Raw genomic sequence first — 16,996 nt, 5'->3', positions numbered from 1 at the left:
AGCATGATAAGAACGGTTACCACAACCCCCTATGGCGACCAGAAGCCTGGCACGTCGGGGCTGCGCAAGAAGGTCCCGGTCTTCCAGCAGAAGAACTATGCCGAGAACTTCATCCAGTCGATCTTCGATTCGCTCGAGGGCTTTCAGGGCGAAACACTGGTGATCGGCGGCGACGGCCGCTACTACAACCGCGAAGTCATCCAGATCGCCATCAAGATGGCGGCGGCGAACGGCTTCGGCCGCGTACTCGTCGGCCGTGGCGGCATTCTGTCGACGCCGGCCGCCTCCAACGTCATCCGCAAATACAAGGCCTTTGGCGGTATTGTGCTCTCGGCCAGCCACAATCCCGGCGGCCCAACGGAAGATTTCGGCATCAAATACAATATCGGCAATGGCGGCCCGGCACCGGAAAAGGTCACCGACGCGATCTATGCCCGCAGCAAGGTGATCGACAGCTACAAGACGTCTGACGTCGCCGACATCAACCTCGATGCCGAAGGTACGCAAGAGATCGACGGCATGACGGTGACCGTCATCGATCCGGTGGCCGACTACGCCGAGCTGATGGAAAGCCTGTTCGACTTCGCAGCCATCCGCAAGCTGATCTCGGGCGGCTTCCGCGTCGTCTTCGACGCCATGAGCGCCGTCACCGGGCCTTACGCCAAGGAGATCATCGAGAAACGCTTGGGCGCACCCAAGGGCTCGGTGATGAACTTCATTCCGCTGCCGGACTTCGGCGGCCACCACCCGGACCCGAACCTGGTGCACGCCCGCGCGCTCTACGAGACGATGATGGCGCCCGACGCGCCGGATTTCGGCGCCGCCTCCGACGGTGACGGCGACCGCAACCTCGTCATCGGCCGCGGCATCTTTATCACGCCCTCCGACAGCCTCGCGATGCTTGCCGCCAACGCGCATCTGGCGCCCGGCTACGCCAAGGGCCTTGCCGGCATTGCCCGTTCGATGCCGACCAGCGGCGCGGCCGACCGCGTCGCCGAGAAGCTCGGCATCGGCATCTACGAGACGCCGACCGGCTGGAAGTTCTTCGGCAACCTGCTCGACGAGGGCATGGCGACGATCTGCGGCGAGGAAAGCGCCGGCACCGGCTCAAACCATGTGCGCGAAAAGGACGGCCTCTGGGCCGTCTTGCTCTGGCTCAACATTCTCGCCGTGCGCAAGGAAAGTGCCCTCGACATCGCTCAGAAGCACTGGGCGACCTACGGCCGCAACTACTACTCGCGCCACGACTACGAGGAAGTGGATAGCGACGCCGCCAACGGCCTGATCGCCAACCTGCGCGACCAGCTTGCCACGCTTCCCGGCATGTCCTTCGGCGCGCTCAAGGTGGCGACATCAGACGACTTCGCCTACAACGACCCAGTCGATCATTCCATCAGCAAGAACCAGGGCATCCGCATCCTGTTCGAGGGCGGCTCGCGCGTCGTCTTCCGCCTGTCAGGCACCGGCACCTCGGGCGCGACTTTGCGCGTCTACATCGAGCGCTTCGAGCCCGATGCGGCGCGCCACGACATCGAAACGCAGACAGCGCTTGCCGATCTCATCGCCGTTGCCGACGAGATCGCCGGCATCAAGACCCGCACCGGCCGCACCGAGCCGAGCGTCATCACCTGAGATACTGGGCCGCTTTATGCGGCCCTTTTTCTGTCGACCGAACACCCCCTTTGCCCGGAAGGGCAGAGGGGGTGTTCGGGCACATCTGGAACAAGAGGGCCGCCTTCATGCCGACCACCGGAAATCCACCCCTCGGCGCCACCGTCACGCCTGAGGGCACCGCGTTTTCGGTCTGGTCGCGCAACTCCGCCCGCATCGATCTCTGCCTCTTCGACAAGACCGGCTCCAAGCAATTGCGGCAGCTACCGATGGTCCGCAACGGCGACCTGCACAGCCTGACGGTCGCCGACGCCCCGAAGGGCACGCGCTACGGCTTTCGCGCCGATGGCGTCTATTCCCCCGACCACGGGCTCTGGTTCGACCCCTCCAAGCTCCTGGTCGATCCCTATGCCGTCGAACTCGACCGACCATTCCAGCATGATCCGCGCCTGATGATTTTTGGCGAAGACACCGCTGATCTGGTGCCAAAAGCCATTGTCACCGAGGCGAAGATCGTCAAGCCGAAGGCGCCACTCTTCCGTGCTGGCGGCCTTATCTACGAGATCGCCGTCAAGCCCTTCACGATCCTCCATCCGGATATCCCGGAAGCCAAGCGTGGCACCGTGGCGGCCCTGGCCGAGCCCGTGATCATCGAGCATCTCAAGCGCCTCGGCGTCTCGGCCGTCGAGCTGATGCCGATCGTCGCCTGGATCGACGAACGCCACCTGCCGTCCCTCGGCCTGAAGAACGGCTGGGGCTACAATCCGATCGCGCCGATGGCGCTCGACCCGCGGCTGGTGCCGGGCGGCATCAAGGAACTGCGCAAGACGGTCGAGGCGCTGCGCAAGGCCGGCATCGGCGTCATCCTCGATCTCGTCTTCAACCATTCCGGCGAAAGCGACCGCTTCGGCACCACGTTGTCGATGCGCGGCCTCGACAACCTGACCTATTATCGTCATGTCACCGATCGCCCAGGCGAACTCATCAACGACACCGGCTGCGGCAATACCATTGCCTGCGACCACCCGGTGGTCGAAGCGCTGATCCTCGACAGCCTGCGCCATTTCGTGCATGCCGCCGGTGTCGACGGCTTCCGCTTCGACCTCGCCTCGATCCTCGGCCGCGACATGGGTGGTTTCCATCGCGAGGCGCGGCTCTTCCAGGCGATCTCGGCCGATCCGCTGCTTGCCGACCGCGTGCTGATCGCCGAACCCTGGGACATCGGCCCGGGCGGCTACCAACTCGGCAACTTCCCCTCCCCCTTCCTTGAATGGAACGACCGCGCTCGCGACGACATCCGCATCTACTGGCGCGGCGACCGCCACGCGATCGGCGCTCTGGCGACGGCGCTCGCCGGCTCGTCTGGCAGTTTTGCCCGCTGGGGCGAGTGCGGGACACGGACCGTCAACTTCATCGCCGCCCATGACGGCTTCACGCTCGCCGACATCGTCTCCTACGCCGGCAAACACAACGAGGCGAACGGCGAAGAGAACCGCGACGGCCACAACGAAAACCACTCCTGGAACAACGGCGCGGAAGGCGCCACCGGAGATCCGGAAATCCTGACGGCCCGACGTCATGACGTGATGGCGCTCATCGGCACGCTGTTTTCCTCCCGCGGGACGATCATGCTGACGGCCGGCGACGAAGGCGGGCGCAGCCAGAACGGCAACAACAACGCCTATTGTCAGGACAACGCGATTACCTGGCTCGACTGGACCGCGATGGACGACGATATCGTCGCCCACACAGCGGCCTTGTCGGCGATGCGCCGACGCTTCGACGTATTTGACCAAACGGCGTTCCTGACCGGAAACGGCGATGTCGATTGGCGGCGGCTGGACGGACAGCCCATGGCCGTCGGCGACTGGGAGCATCCGGCGACGGACAATCTGATGATGGTGCTCGCCACCCGTGACCGCACGCAGAAGCGGGCGACGCGCCTTGCCGTCGTCATCAACCGCAGCCACGCGCCCCACCCCGTCAGGCTCCCCGACAGCATCGACGGAAAGTGGCAGAACGTGCTGGCAAGACCTGCCATTCCAGACCATGTCGCGCCGCGGTCCGTCACCTTCCTTGTCGAAGTTTTCTAAAGCTTTTCCACCGCTTGCAGGTTGCACCGGGCGGGCCTATAGATCGTTCGGGGGGCTTGTTTCGGGGCGTTTACATGCTGCAGGACATATCACTTTCTGAGATCAAGGTACTGGTCGGCAAGGAGGTCGGCGTTTCCGACTGGATCACGGTCACTCAGGAAACGATCGACAAGTTCGCCGAAGCGACCAGCGACTACCAGTATATCCACGTCGATCCGGTCCGCGCCGCCGCCGAAACACCCTTTGGCGGCACGATTGCACACGGCTTCCTGTCGCTCTCGCTGCTTTCGGCCATGAACTACAATTGCCTGCCGAAGATCCGCGAACAGACCATGGGCATCAATTACGGCTTCGAAAAAGTGCGCTTCATCGCTCCGGTGAAGAGCGGCGCCAAGGTGCGCGGCCACTTCGTGATGGCCGATGCCCGCTTCCGCGGCGCCAGCATGCTGATGATCACCTACGACGTCAGCGTCGAAATCGAGGGCGAGCGCAAGCCGGCGTTGACGGCCACCTGGCAGACGATCATCCAGTTCGATCCGAAGGACCGGCCAGCGGATGCGTGAGGCGGCATGGCCCACGCGTCCTGCCAGCACAATGAGAGCGGACAATTTCAGACGGTCTGAGAAAGCCGGGAAGCGCTTGCAGGCACTTCCCGGCTCTTCTATTCAATGCCCCGCGTCGGCAGCACCTTCGGACAGCAGACCGAAGACGAAGGGCGAGAACGACCGCCAGCACTCGACCCGGAACTGGTCCTCACCGGTGCGGAGGAGAATGATCTCCGCCTTGCCGAAGATGGTGCGCGAGCAGGCGCCGACAGGGAAGATCGGCAGCGACAGATCCTGCGGGCAGCCGCTGTTAACAGCCACGTCCGCGCCCGCACCGCTGACGATGACGGCAACGTTGCGATGCGAAATGTCGACCGCCGAATGTAGTGTCCCGCTCGAAGCAGCCGCCGCCATCAGGTCGGCTTCGCCTTCATCGAACACCAGCCACTCGTCCGGCCCGATCCACAGGGCATGACGCTGGCCTGATGAGGCCGAGGTCTTCGGCCGCGTCGGCAGGGTGACGCCGAGCGCTGCCGAGAGCGCCGGCAGTGCATCGGCACCGGCGCGCAACGAGATGCGTGTCGCCGCCGGTGCCGGCGTCAGGATCGCTTCGGCCGAGCCGCCGCGCGAGGTGAGCGCCGCCTTGCGGCTTGCAATTGCCTGATCAACCATGGAGGCGACCCCCTTCCTTGTCAAAGAACACCATGTCGCTCACCTCGACGGCGATCGTGCGATCGGCCATCGGCACGTAGAGTGTCTGGCCGAGGCGCTCGCGCCCGCCGGCAACCATCGCCAGCGCGATCGAACGACCGCAGTTTTCCGACCAGTAGGACGACGTCACATGGCCAAGCATGGTCATCGGCTTCGGCTGGTTCGGATCGGCCACGATCTGCGCGCCCTCCTCCAGCACCACCTTCGGATCCTTGGTGAGCAGGCCGACGAGCTGTTTGCGGCCATCCTTGACGAGATCCGGGCGCTTGAGGCCGCGGATACCGACGAAGTCGGGCTTCTTCTTCGACACCGCCCAGGAGAGGCCGGCATCGTCGGGCGTCAGCGTACCGTCGGTATCCTGGCCGACGATGATGTAACCCTTCTCGGCGCGCAGCACGTGCATGGTTTCCGTGCCGTAGGCGCAGGCGCCCATTGGCTCGGCCCGCGCCCAGATCGCTTCCCAGACCGCCTGGCCATAGTCAGCCGGAACGTTGACTTCGAAGCCGAGCTCGCCAGTGAACGACATGCGGAAGAGCCGGGTCGGGACGCCGCAGATCTTGCCTTCGGCAACGCTCATATGCGGGAAGGCCTCGTTGGAAAGGTCGATGCCTTCAACCAGCGGCGCGATGATCTCGCGTGCCTTCGGCCCCTGGACGGCGATGACGGCCCACTGTTCCGTCGTCGAGGTCAGCCACACCTTCAGATGCGGGAACTCGGTCTGCAGATAGTCTTCCATGTGGTTCATGACGCGCGGCGCACCGCCGGTCGTCGTCGTCACGTGGAAGCGGTCCTCTGCCAGGCGGCCGACCACGCCGTCGTCATAGACGAAGCCGTCGTCGCGCAGCATGATCCCGTAGCGGCAGCGGCCCGGCTTCAGGTTGTCCCAGGCATTGGTGTACATGAGATTGAGGAACTGCGCGGCATCCGGGCCGACGACCTCGATCTTGCCGAGCGTCGAGGCGTCGAAGACACCGGCGACGTCACGCACGGTCTTGCATTCGCGCCCGACCGCCTCGTGCATGTCTTCGCCGGCGCGCGGATAGAACCAGGCGCGCTTCCAGTTGCCAACGTCCTCGAACTCGGCGCCATGCGCCTCCTCCCAGGCATGCATGGGCGTCTTGCGCGCCGGATCGAAGAGGGGCCCACGCGAATGGTTGACGATCGCGCCGAAGGTTATCGGCGTATAGGGCTGGCGGAAGGTGGTGAGGCCCACCTGAGGGATGTCCTTGCCAAGCGCTTCGGCGGCGATCGCCAGACCGTGCATGTTGGACAGCTTGCCCTGGTCGGACGCCATGCCGTTGGTGGTGAAGCGCTTGATATGCTCGATCGAGTGCATGCCTTCGCGCACCGCCAGACGGATGTCCTTGGCGCAGACGTCGTGCTGGAAGTCGATGAAGGCCTTGACCGTCGTGTCCGGCCCGGCGCCTTCTGCAGCGCCGATCATGCCGCCGGTCCAGCCGAAGCGATTTTCACCCGAAAGCGCCACCTGCGCTCCGCCTTCGGCACCGGCCGCACGCGCGGTCAGTTCGCCGGCGGCAAGCGCCTCGTCGATCGTTGCCTGAAGATCGTCGGTGCCGTTGCAGGCGCCGATCGACAGGCAATCCTGCAGATAGGTGCCGGGCAGGAAGCGCTGCGTTGCCGCATCGAACTTCACCTTGCCGCGCGACTGCGAGAAGAGGTGCACCGACGGCGTCCAGCCGGCCGAGACCAGCAGCGCGTCGACGGTGATCTTGCGGGCCGCACCGCCACCGTTGCGGGCGACGCTGATCGAGTTCACACGTAGCTTGCCGCCGGCCTTGATCACCGAATGCCCGGTCAGCACTTCGATGCCGAGACGGCGTGCCTCGGCGAGAACCGCCTCGCCGGGATTCTCGCGGCAATCGACGATGGCCGCCACGGTAACACCGGCGCGCTTCAGGTCGAAGGCCGCTTCATAGGCCGAGTCATGGGCGGTGTAGACGCCGACCTTCGAGCCGACGGCGACGCCGAAATGGTTGAGATAGGTGCGGCCGGCCGAAGCGAGCATGATGCCCGGCCGGTCGTTGTTGGCAAACACCATGTGCCGTTCGATCTGGCCGTTGGCGAGGATCACTTTCTTGGCGCGCACCTGCCACAGCCGCTCGCGCGGCAGCGACTTGTCGAGCGCCGCCAGATGATCGGTCACCCGTTCGACCAGGCCGACGAAATTGTGGTTGTAGTAACCGAACCCGGTGGTGCGGGTCAAAAGCGTGACGTTGTCCATGGCGGCAAGCGCCTTGGCAGTCTCCTGCGCCCAGTCCCAGCCGTCCTTGCCGTCGATCGTCGTGCCGCTTTCATAGCGCAGCGCACCGCCCACTTCCGGCTGCTCGTCGCAGATGATTACCTTGGCGCCCGCCTTGGCGGCGGCAAGTGCTGCCGAAAGTCCGGCAACCCCGGCCCCGATGACGAGCACGTCGCAATGGGCGTAGCGGCTCGCATAGTGATCCGGATCGGCTTCCGTCGGGGCGACGCCGAGACCGGCCGCGCGGCGGATGAAGGGTTCATAGATCGCGTGCCAGGCGGCCTTCGGCCACATGAAGGTCTTGTAGTAGAAGCCGGCGGCGAAGAACGGCGACATGAGATCGTTGAGACCGCCGACGTCGAAGGCGAGCGACGGCCAGCGGTTCTGTGATTCCACCTTCATGCCGTCGAAGACTTCCTGCACCGTGGCGCGCACGTTCGGCTGCCGTCGGGCGGCATCACGCGAGACATCAAGCAGCGCGTTCGGCTCTTCCGCACCGGCCGACAGAATGCCGCGCGGGCGGTGATACTTGAACGAACGGCCGACAAGGTGAATGCCGTTGGCAAGCAACGCCGAGGCGACCGTATCGCCCTCGAGCGCCGTCAGCGTGCGGCCGTCGAAGGTGAAGCGTGCGGTGCGCGCCGGTGTCAGGCGGCCCACGCCTGGAATGCGATTGGCCCCCATCATTTCGCAGCTCCCTTATCCTGCTCGCTCTGAAGAATGGCGGCGATGTCAGGCTTCGGCTCGCCAGCCTTGTAAGTGGTGTAGAAGCGGTCGCTGACCGTGTCGCGCGCGGCGTTGAAGAAACGGCCGCAGCCATGGATATGGCGCCAGCGTTCGAAGATCAGACCCTTCGGGTTCTGACGCAGGAAGAAATATTCCTCGAATTCCTCGTCGGTGATGTCGGCGATGTTGGTCGGACGGGCGATATGGGCGTCGCCGGCGCCGCGGAATTCGAGCTCGGAGCGCTCTTCTTCGCAATAGGGGCAGTAGATCAGAAGCATCTCGAAATCCTCAGTGCGCAACGGCAGCGGCAGCCGCCTCGTCGATGAGCCGGCCGGTGCGGAAGCGATCCAGCGTCAGCCCGGCGGAGAGACGATGCGGCTCGCCCTTGGCGATCAGATGGGCGAAGAGATTGGCCGAGCCCGGCGTCGCCTTGAAGCCGCCCGTCCCCCAGCCGGCATTCAGGAACAGGCCCGGAACCGGCGTGACCCCCTGGATCGGCGAGCGGTCCTGGGTGACGTCGACGATGCCGCCCCACTGCCGCATCATCTTGACGCGGCGGAACATCGGAAAGAGCTCGCAGATCGCATCCAGCGTGTGGGTGATGATCTGCAGGCCGCCGGTCTGCGAATAGGAATTGTACTGGTCGGTGCCGGCGCCGATGACGAACTCGCCCTTGTCGGACTGCGAGATGTAGGCATGCACCGAGTTCGACATGACGACGCAGGGGAAGATCGGTTTCAGCGGCTCGGAGACCAATGCCTGCAGCGGCTGGCTCTGCAGCGGCACACGCACGTCGGCCATCTGCATCAGCACCGAGGAATGGCCGGCGGCGGAGACGCCGACCTTCTTGGCGCCGATGTAACCGCGGTTGGTGTCGACGCCGACGACCCGGCCGGTCTCGTCACGGCGGATGCCGGTCACTTCGCAGTTCTGGATGATGTGCACGCCGCGGTCAGAGGCGGCGCGTGCGTACCCCCAGGCAACCGCATCGTGGCGGGCGGTGCCGCCGCGGCGCTGAAGGGCCGCGCCGTTGATCGGGTAACGCGCCGTCTTGGCGATATCGAGCGGCGGACAATAGGCCTTGGCCTGTTCCGGCGTCAGCCATTCATTGTCGATGCCGTAGAGGCGGTTGGCATTGATATGGCGCTTGAACGACTGCTGGTCGTGGATGTTGTGCGACAGCATCATGACGCCGCGCGGCGAATACATGACGTTGTAGTTCAGATCCTGCGACAGGTTTTCCCAGAGCTTCAGCGAATGCTCGTAGATGTCCATGCTCTCTTCATAGAGATAGTTGGACCGGATGATCGTGGTGTTGCGGCCGGTATTGCCGCCGCCGATCCAACCCTTTTCGAGCACCGCGACATTGGTGATGCCGTGCTCCTTGGCGAGGTAATAGGCCGCACCGAGGCCATGGCCACCGCCGCCGATGATGATCGCATCATACTCTTTGCGCGGCTCCGGCGACGCCCATTGCGGGGCCCACCCCTTGTGGCCGCGCAACGCCTCGCGCGCCACGGCGAAAACTGAATATTTGCGCATCGGCCTCACTCCATGAACCCCGTTCTCATTGGCGTTAGAGATCGCAAATCCGACGCCCGCGCAACGTTTCTTTTGCGACGCAATTGCGTGGACTTGCGCGCAGTTGCGACATGGTCGCCGATCAGCTACTTCCGGGGCGGGAACAGGTGCCTCCCCGCATCCCAGGATTTTTCAGCGCTTGCTCATGTCGTCGCTGGACTTTCGCCTGATGATCTGGTATCCGCTCCTCTAATCGTAAAGCTTCCAGCTTAGCGAATGTCATTCTTTTGCCTCCGGCACCTGACGGAGTCACAAACAACTCGAACCAAAGGAACGGGATTTCACGTGCAGGTACTTGTCCGCGATAACAATGTCGATCAGGCGCTCCGCGCTCTCAAGAAGAAGATGCAGCGCGAAGGCATTTTCCGCGAAATGAAGATGCGCGATTTCTATGAAAAGCCGTCCCAGAAGCGCGCCCGCGAAAAGGCTGAAGCCGTTCGCCGCGTCCGCAAGCTGGCACGCAAGCGTGCACAGCGCGAAGGCCTCCTGGCCCGCTGATTTGTCGTTTTTTCGACGCTTTCCGATGTAAGTCGTGGCGGGGGCGAAATATCGCCACCGCCTTTTTTTGGTATGGACATCTTTTCCGCCGACAGGCTAGCGTGATCGACGCTGCCGGTGACGGATGGCCGGCCGGAGCGTTTAACCGGACGGCTTGCCGAGGCACGATGAAGCCCGGCTGCGGAGCCCGCGGGGAGTTTCAGCGGCTCTACTGCATAGTTCCTTAAATCGGGTTCGATTTAAGGGCAGAATTATGCAGAAACTCAACGTGTTACAGCGATCTTGGCGCGTCATGACGACACGCGGCGCTGTAGGAACGGAAGCCGATAGCTTTCGAGACCTTGTCGATTTGAGGGATCAACCTTTGACACTTGCTGCCATGACTGCGGACGTCTCCGGTTTTACTGTCCATGAGGCGTCTCGCCGCCACCAGCGCAAGCCGAGGCTTGCCGCGATGCTGCTCCTTGGTTCGGCCCTTCTTCTCGCAGGCTGCACGACCGACGGCCCGGACTCGATGACCAACAAGGTCGAGCGCGAACAGGGCTCGCAGGAAAACATCGCCTCGCTCTCGAGCGTCATCGCCTCGAACCCGAGCGATCCCGAAGGCTACAATGTCCGCGGCTCGTCCTATGGCCGCGCCGGCGAATACCGCCGCGCCATTGCCGATTTCGACCAGGCGATCCAGCTGAACCCACGCTTCTACCAGGCCTATGCCAACCGGGCGCTGGTTCACCGCAACATGGGCAACACCCAGGCCGCACTTGCCGACTACAACATGGCGCTGCAGCTCAACGCCAACTACGACGTCGCCTATATCGGCCGCGGCAACCTCTATCGCCAGGCCGGCCAGCTCGATTCCGCCTTCAACGATTTCAACAAGGCGATCCAGCTCGACACGACCGATCCCCGCGCCTATCACAATCGCGGCCTGATCTACCAGGCACGCAACCAGCACGGTCAGGCGATCGAAGACTTCTCGACCGCGATCTCGCTGTCGCCGAGCTCGCCGGAGCCCTACAACGGCCGCGGCATTTCCTATGTCGCCCAGGGCGACGACGACAACGCCTTCTCGGATTTCAACACCGCGATCAATCTCAACGGCAAGGTCGCCGAATCCTGGGCCAACCAGGCGCTGATCTACGAGCGCAAGGGCGACAAGGCCAAGGCATCGAAGTCCTATTCGCACGCATTGCAGCTCGACCCGAAATACGAGCCGGCGCGCGCCGGCCTTGCCCGCGTCAAGGCATCGTAAGTCCTTCCCCGAGCATGTTCCTCGAAACGCCCGCGACAGTTCGCGGGCGTTTTCGTTTGTGCCGCTTGCCACCCTGCCCTCTCCGCCAAGGCGGAACCTTCCCGGCCATCGTTCGTTTGCCAAAGGCGTCACTGCCTGTTTCCTCGGATCGGCTCCGATTCAAAGGAAGACATGCAGCTATTCGAAGTACTACCGCGACCAAGCGCCCCAAGGGACGCGCGGCGCAGTAAGAACGGAGACCAAGCCATGATCAAACGAACCCTCGTCACTGCGCTGGCACTGGCCGCGCTTGCCACCGGTCCGGCCGCCGCGCAGAACTATGTCGCACTCGGCCGTCTCGTCTGCGGTTCGGAAGGCGGCACCGGCATGATCGTGACCTCGACGAAGAACCTGATGTGCACGTTCACGCCCACCAATGGCGGACCGAAGGCCGTTTATGCCGGCACGATTCGCAAGATCGGCATCGACATCGGCAAGACGGGCAAGAGCACGATGGTCTGGGACGTCTTTGCCAAGACCGGAACGCCGGTTAGCGCGTTCGCGCTTGCCGGCGAATACTACGGCGTCGGCGCCGATGCGAGCCTCGCGGTCGGCGGCGGCGCCAAGGTGATCGGCGGCGGCACGAACAAGGCCTTCATGCTGCAGCCGGTCAACGTTCAGGTCCAGGAGGGGCTGAACGTCGCGGTCGGCATCGACCAACTGACGCTGGCACCGGCCGGTTAGATCGGCCTCGAAGACGCATGACGCCTTGTTGCGGAATGCGTCGCATGCCCCACAATGCCTTCCAACGCAAAACGCCCGCCGAAAGGCGGGCGTTTCATTGTCGATCGATGCGAACAGCGTTAAGCGTGCAGCGCCTTGACGATATCTTCCGTCACCTTCTTGGCGTCGCCGAGCAGCATCATCGTGCCGTCCTTGTAGAACAGCGTGTTGTCGATGCCGGCATAGCCGGAGCCGAGCGAACGCTTGACGAAAAGGCAGGTCTTGGCCTTGTCGACGTCGAGGATCGGCATGCCGTAGATCGGCGAGGACTTGTCGTCACGCGCGGCCGGATTGGTGACGTCATTGGCGCCGATGACATAGGCGACATCGGCCTGAGCGAACTCGGAGTTGATGTCCTCGAGCTCGAACACTTCGTCATAGGGCACGTTCGCTTCCGCGAGCAGCACGTTCATGTGGCCGGGCATGCGGCCCGCGACCGGATGGATCGCGTACTTGACCTCAACGCCCGCGGCCTTCAGCTGGTCGCCCATTTCGCGCAGCGCATGCTGTGCCTGGGCAACGGCCATGCCGTAGCCCGGCACGATAATCACCTTGGAGGCGTTCGCCATCAGGAAGGCCGCATCGTCGGCAGAGCCCTGCTTGACCGTGCGCTGAATGCCATCGTCGCTGACGGCCGCCGCGGTCTCGCCGCCGAAGCCGCCGAGGATGACCGAGATGAACGAGCGGTTCATGCCCTTGCACATGATGTAGGAGAGGATCGCACCGGAGGAGCCGACGAGCGCACCGGTGATGATCAGCGCCAGGTTACCGAGCGTGAAGCCGATGCCGGCTGCGGCCCAACCCGAGTAGGAGTTGAGCATCGACACCACCACCGGCATGTCGGCGCCGCCGATCGGGATGATGATCAGCACGCCGAGTACGAGCGACAGCGCGACGATCAGCCAGAACACCGTCGTGCTCTGCGTCAGCACGAGCATGACCACCAGCACGACCAGCGCGATTGCCAGACCTGCATTGATGGCGTGACGTCCCGCAAGCATGATCGGCTTGCCGGACATGCGCCCGTCGAGCTTCAGGAAGGCGATGACCGAACCGGTAAAGGTGATGGCGCCGATGGCGACGCCAAGCGACATTTCGACCAGCGCCTGGGCGTGGATGTCGCCGAGGGTGCCGATGCCGAAGCTTTCCGGCGCGTACATGGCGGCAGCCGCCACCATGACGGCGGCAAGACCGACCAGCGAGTGGAAAGCGGCAACGAGCTGCGGCATCGAGGTCATGGCGATGCGACGGGCAATGACAGCACCGGCGCCGCCGCCGATGGCGAGGCCGAGCACGATCAGCATCAGGCCACCGAAGCTGGGCTTTGCCAAAAACAACGTCGTGACGATGGCAATGCCCATGCCGACCATGCCGTAGGTATTGCCCTTGCGGCTGGTGGTCGGATGCGAAAGTCCACGCAGCGCCATGACGAACAGGACGCCGGAGACGAGGTAGAGGAAGGCTGCGAAGTTAGCGTTCATCGGGCCGGCCTCACTTGTCTTTTTTCTTGTACATGGCGAGCATGCGCTGGGTGACGAGGAAGCCGCCGAAGATGTTGACGGCGGCAAGCACCAGCGCCACAAAACCGAAGCCGGTGGCAAGCCCAGAGGCGGAGATGCCGACGGCAAGCAGAGCACCGACGACGATGACCGAGGAAATCGCGTTGGTGACCGCCATCAGCGGCGTGTGCAGCGCCGGCGTCACCGACCAGACGACGTAATAGCCGACGAAGATCGCCAGCACGAAGATCGCCAGGCGGAAGACGAAAGGATCGATCGCGCCGCCGGTCGCGCCATGGGCGACAGCACCAGCCGCGTCCGGCACGTATTCTGCAGCGGTGCGGACCGCTTCCACCGCCCGGTCGAGATCGGCGAGCGCCTTGTCGAGAAGTTCATTCGCCATCACTTGTCCCCCTTGCTGGCGCCGAAGTTCGGATGCACGACCTCACCGCCATGGGTGAGCGCCGTCGCCTTGACGAGCTCGTCCTCCATGTTGAGCGCGAGCGCCTTGGTTTCCTTGGACACCATCGTTTCCAGGAAGGTGACGAGGTTCTTGGCGTAGAGACCGGACGCGGAGGCCGCGATGCGGCCCGGCACGTTGAGATGGCCGATGACCTTGACGCCTTCGACCTCGGCGACCTTGCCGGGCTCAGCACCCTCGACGTTGCCGCCGCGTTCGACCGCAAGATCGACCGCGATCGAGCCGGGTTTCATGCTTTTCAGCATGTCACGGGTGACGAGCCGCGGCGCCGGACGGCCGGGGATGAGTGCAGTGGTGATGACGATGTCCTGCTTGGCGATATGCTCGGCAACGAGTGCGGCCTGCTTGGCCTGATACTCCTTGGACATCTCCTTGGCGTAGCCGCCGGCCGTTTCGGCCGCCTTGAATTCCTCGTCCTCGACGGCGATGAACTTGGCGCCGAGCGAGGCGACCTGCTCCTTGGCTGCCGGACGCACGTCCGTCGCCGAGACCACGGCACCGAGACGGCGGGCCGTCGCGATTGCCTGCAGGCCGGCAACGCCCGCGCCCATGACGAAGACCTTGGCGGCAGGAACCGTCCCGGCCGCCGTCATCATCATCGGCAACGCCCGATCATATTCGCAGGCGGCGTCGATCACGGCCTGATAACCGGCGAGGTTCGCCTGGCTCGACAGCACGTCCATCGACTGCGCACGGGTGATGCGCGGCATCAGTTCCATCGCAAAGGCAGTAAGCCCGGCCTTGGCCATCTCGGCGATCGCCGCCTCGTTGCCATAGGGATCCATGATGGCGAGCACGATAGCGCCCGACTTGTAGCCGCCAATTTCGGCGGTCGTCGGCCGGCGCACTTTCAACACGACATCGGCCGTCTTGGCGTCGGCGATCGTCCCGATCCGGGCCCCGACCTTTTCGAACTCAGCGTCCGGAATGCGCGACAAAAACCCGGCGCCCGCCTCGATGACGACGTCGAAGCCGAGGCTTTTCAGTTTCTTCACGGTGTCCGGTGATGCGGCAACGCGACCCTCGTTCGGGTCCGTTTCCTTGGCGACAAAGACAATCTCGCTCACAAATCCCCCTCCTTGGCCGCAATCGAGCCAAGGCCGGAATGCGGGCATTCTCTCCGACTGCAAAGCGTGCGGCCAATCGAGCCTGCACGCCCCCATATGCCAGGCACTGGGGTGCCAGGCACATATATTCTGGAAACAGACACCTCAGGTGTTCGAACCGCAGGCGGTCCGGCGCCGATCGACGCCGAACCGTGCTCGGCATCGCGGGTCTGCATTCCACTCCCCCCTCACGCAGTGAGGAAACACGTCCCATTGCAGTGAATGCCCGGGCGTGGAGATCTCTAGGCTCTACAGCACTGCACACCCTATTGGCTGCACAAAGGTCGCTGTAGCATTTTGAAGTGCTGCGCAGCGTCGACGCCTCCAGTCGACGGCATGCACCTTCGTCCGGGCTCGCGCCCGGTTGCCGAGGAAACGTCAAGCCCCTCGGCAATCGGTCCGATGACGCTGATTAGCGCAGGAAGAAGAAACCTGCGACGTTGAGCAGAATGAAGAGCACGAGCGAGGAGAAGAAGCCCATCGTCGTGAAGAATGCGGCAGCCATGGCAATCAACAGGGCCACGCAAAACAGCGTGCCGTACTTCGATGCGCTCAGGAACATGAGATAGGTCTTCTCGTGCTCCGGATAATCCATCGAAGCGCCCACATCGACCGGTCCAGAATGATGCTCAGCCATCGTTCAAATTCTCCCTGAATGCCACGGCGCGACCCTTGATCGCCGCCGCTCCTAATCGAAGCATGGCTCCCGCGAAAAGTCGCGAAAACCCTTATAGCTGCCCTTACACAATGCTTAGGCCGGGTGCAACGAAAACCCGTCCTTTAGCAGTACCTGATGGGGCGATATGTCGCGGCCGGCAGCAAGGGTGGCGCGCACGGGCGCGCCTCACCATCTGATGTCGACATCGAAGACTGCTAGCGGAAGACGGAGGTTCGATAAGAACGTCCATAACCGGTTTGCGCCATGCGCGCGGTCGGCAGGATCGTCAGCGGGGCGAACGGCACCTCGCTGCGATCGGCAAACATCATGCGGCGTTCGAAAGGCTCCGAATCGAAAATCGGGTAGCGGTCGAGGATCGAGGGCCGCTGCCCCCTCACCTGCGCCACGAGCAGGGCGCCATCGGCATTGTAGACCCCCAGGTTATCGCGCTTGGCGACCACGGTCTCGGAGGCGAAAATGCGCTTGTAGAAGGCGGTGTGGCGCGGCCGGCAGGCCGTCAGGCAACGGTCGGCGGAAAAGTATTCGCAGGCCATGGCGACCGGGCGGAGCGTGAGGTAGGGAAGCGCCCGCATATCGTCACCGATGACATCAGGGTCGACGGCCAATCGGCCCGGATCGACGAGCACCATGCCGGCATCGAGGAACGCGTCGATCTCGGAGCCGAAGATCAGGCCCGATGTACTGGCGCGGTGCTCCGGCGTTACGTGATGTACGCGCACGGTGCTGACGAGGCTCTCATCGAGATAGATGCCGAAGACATAGGCGTGGCTGTCGAAGTCGAGATCGTCGATCAGCGTGGAGCCCGTCAATTCCATCAGATTGACGGACTTGTAGGACTTGTAACGCAGCCGCGCGATGTCCTCCATGTCCTCGCCGGTTTCGACCCGCCGATATTCGACACGATCGAGCAATTGCATCAGCTTTTCAGAAAAACGCCCAGGCTCCGCCTGGTGAATCGTCTCACCCATATTCCAGACCTCATGGTTAACAAATCGTTAACCTATTGACGGAAAATGGGGCGGCAACCGCAAAACGGAACAGTTCACTGTTAACTTTTTGTTAACCCTAAAAATTCGTAAATTAATTCGGTTGATTTGGAGCAAAACGCACCAAATCTGGATGAATTTACCCCAACTAATCAAGGGCTTGCTGCCGAATGCGCAGCATCAAAACGGAACGAAATTTGGGGTCG

At 63.3% G+C, this 16,996-nt stretch carries 15 protein-coding genes; 6 read left to right on the top strand and 9 right to left on the bottom strand.

Annotated features, from left to right (window positions below; translation table 11 throughout):
* Positions 1–3: 3 nt before the first annotated feature.
* The 3 genes from ASE60_RS26585 (at position 4) to ASE60_RS26575 (ending at position 4,267) form a co-directional block, all read left to right on the top strand.
* Positions 4–1,632 (top strand): alpha-D-glucose phosphate-specific phosphoglucomutase, encoded by a 1,629-nt coding sequence (locus ASE60_RS26585; RefSeq protein WP_057254596.1) that lies wholly within the window; start codon positions 4–6, stop codon positions 1,630–1,632.
* Positions 1,633–1,739: 107 nt separating this feature from the next.
* Positions 1,740–3,704, top strand: a complete 1,965-nt coding sequence (glgX, locus tag ASE60_RS26580; protein ID WP_057254825.1) for a glycogen debranching protein GlgX — start codon at positions 1,740–1,742, stop codon at positions 3,702–3,704.
* A gap of 74 nt (positions 3,705–3,778) precedes the next feature.
* Complete coding sequence (locus ASE60_RS26575) at positions 3,779–4,267, top strand: MaoC family dehydratase (protein WP_057254595.1); 489 nt, start codon at positions 3,779–3,781, stop codon at positions 4,265–4,267.
* Between the two features lie 102 nt (positions 4,268–4,369).
* Here the strand turns inward: ASE60_RS26575 and ASE60_RS26570 are convergent, their stop codons facing one another.
* The 4 genes from ASE60_RS26570 to ASE60_RS26555 are packed head-to-tail and all read right to left on the bottom strand — an operon-like array spanning position 4,370 to position 9,488.
* Positions 4,370–4,921 (bottom strand): sarcosine oxidase subunit gamma, encoded by a 552-nt coding sequence (locus ASE60_RS26570; RefSeq protein ID WP_057254594.1) that lies wholly within the window; start codon positions 4,919–4,921, stop codon positions 4,370–4,372.
* Positions 4,914–7,907 (bottom strand): sarcosine oxidase subunit alpha, encoded by a 2,994-nt coding sequence (locus ASE60_RS26565; RefSeq protein WP_057254593.1) that lies wholly within the window; start codon positions 7,905–7,907, stop codon positions 4,914–4,916. The genes ASE60_RS26570 and ASE60_RS26565 overlap by 8 nt, the downstream gene beginning before the upstream one ends.
* Complete coding sequence (locus ASE60_RS26560; protein WP_057254592.1) at positions 7,904–8,224, bottom strand: sarcosine oxidase subunit delta; 321 nt, start codon at positions 8,222–8,224, stop codon at positions 7,904–7,906. Before ASE60_RS26560 ends, ASE60_RS26565 begins: the two co-directional genes overlap by 4 nt.
* Before the next feature lie 10 nt (positions 8,225–8,234).
* Positions 8,235–9,488 (bottom strand): sarcosine oxidase subunit beta family protein, encoded by a 1,254-nt coding sequence (locus tag ASE60_RS26555; protein ID WP_057254591.1) that lies wholly within the window; start codon positions 9,486–9,488, stop codon positions 8,235–8,237.
* A gap of 324 nt (positions 9,489–9,812) precedes the next feature.
* Between ASE60_RS26555 and rpsU the strand changes: the two genes are divergently transcribed.
* The 3 genes from rpsU to ASE60_RS26540 all read left to right on the top strand — a co-directional run bounded on the left by rpsU (position 9,813) and on the right by ASE60_RS26540 (position 12,000).
* Positions 9,813–10,025, top strand: coding sequence for a 30S ribosomal protein S21 (gene rpsU / locus ASE60_RS26550; RefSeq protein ID WP_012709405.1), 213 nt, complete (start codon positions 9,813–9,815; stop codon positions 10,023–10,025).
* Between the two features lie 364 nt (positions 10,026–10,389).
* Positions 10,390–11,277, top strand: a complete 888-nt coding sequence (locus tag ASE60_RS26545; protein WP_057254590.1) for a tetratricopeptide repeat protein — start codon at positions 10,390–10,392, stop codon at positions 11,275–11,277.
* 246 nt (positions 11,278–11,523) lie between these two features.
* Positions 11,524–12,000 (top strand): DUF992 domain-containing protein, encoded by a 477-nt coding sequence (locus ASE60_RS26540; protein ID WP_057254589.1) that lies wholly within the window; start codon positions 11,524–11,526, stop codon positions 11,998–12,000.
* 119 nt (positions 12,001–12,119) lie between these two features.
* Here the strand turns inward: ASE60_RS26540 and ASE60_RS26535 are convergent, their stop codons facing one another.
* The 5 genes from ASE60_RS26535 to ASE60_RS26515 all read right to left on the bottom strand — a co-directional run bounded on the left by ASE60_RS26535 (position 12,120) and on the right by ASE60_RS26515 (position 16,772).
* Entirely contained in the window at positions 12,120–13,520 is a 1,401-nt protein-coding gene (locus ASE60_RS26535) for an NAD(P)(+) transhydrogenase (Re/Si-specific) subunit beta (RefSeq protein ID WP_057254588.1), read from the bottom strand.
* A gap of 10 nt (positions 13,521–13,530) precedes the next feature.
* Positions 13,531–13,941 carry an NAD(P) transhydrogenase subunit alpha gene (locus ASE60_RS26530; RefSeq protein ID WP_057254587.1) on the bottom strand — a complete coding sequence of 137 codons (411 nt, stop codon included), beginning with the start codon at positions 13,939–13,941 and terminating at the stop codon, positions 13,531–13,533.
* Positions 13,941–15,086, bottom strand: coding sequence for a Re/Si-specific NAD(P)(+) transhydrogenase subunit alpha (locus tag ASE60_RS26525; RefSeq protein ID WP_057254586.1), 1,146 nt, complete (start codon positions 15,084–15,086; stop codon positions 13,941–13,943). Before ASE60_RS26525 ends, ASE60_RS26530 begins: the two co-directional genes overlap by 1 nt.
* Positions 15,087–15,537: 451 nt before the next feature.
* Entirely contained in the window at positions 15,538–15,762 is a 225-nt protein-coding gene (locus ASE60_RS26520) for an aa3-type cytochrome c oxidase subunit IV (RefSeq protein ID WP_057254585.1), read from the bottom strand.
* Positions 15,763–15,998: 236 nt separating this feature from the next.
* Positions 15,999–16,772 (bottom strand): hypothetical protein, encoded by a 774-nt coding sequence (locus ASE60_RS26515; RefSeq protein ID WP_057254584.1) that lies wholly within the window; start codon positions 16,770–16,772, stop codon positions 15,999–16,001.
* Between the last annotated feature and the right edge of the window lie 224 nt (positions 16,773–16,996).

It is taken from the genome of Ensifer sp. Root278, assembly GCF_001429285.1.
In the GTDB taxonomy this organism is placed as follows: Bacteria; Pseudomonadota; Alphaproteobacteria; order Rhizobiales; family Rhizobiaceae; genus Ensifer.
This window is presented reverse-complemented; position numbering and strand designations above follow the sequence as displayed.